The 472-nt window shown below is 59.7% G+C and carries 1 protein-coding gene; it reads left to right on the forward strand.

Features of this window, described 5'->3' with window-relative positions:
* Nucleotides 1–472: AMP-binding protein (locus ACLFKU_RS44100; RefSeq protein ID WP_410853439.1), on the forward strand; the 472-nt coding region annotated here is incomplete at both ends.

Below are 472 nucleotides of genomic sequence, written 5' to 3' on the forward strand. Positions count from 1 at the left end.
GGCCTGGGCGAACCTGCCGGCCTCCGATCCGGACCCGCGCGCGCTCGGCCTGAGCGCGCGCCACCTCGCCTATGTGATCTACACCTCGGGATCATCAGGCACGCCCAAGGGCGTCATGGTCGAGCATCGGGGCTTGGCCAATCTCGGGTTGGCTCAGATCAAGCTTTTTGGCGTTTGTTCCAATAGCCGAATAATGCAGTTCTCCTCCTTCGGTTTTGATGCAAGCGCCTCGGAGCTTGTTATGGCGGTCGGCTCAGGAGCCGCACTGCATTTGCCTGCGGATGAGCGCCGTCAAGCGGGTAACAAGCTATCGGATTACCTGCGAAACGAAGCCATCACCCATGTGACGTTACCTCCCGCATTGCTTCAGGGAAGCCAGGATCTGGAATGTTTGGCGTCGCAGGTTCTCATTCTTGCCGGAGAGCTGCCGAACGCAGAACTCATCCGACGCCTGCCTGCAGCATCCATTGTC

This window comes from Paraburkholderia sp. EG304 (genome assembly GCF_046543485.1).
Classification (GTDB): domain Bacteria; phylum Pseudomonadota; class Gammaproteobacteria; order Burkholderiales; family Burkholderiaceae; genus Paraburkholderia; species Paraburkholderia youngii.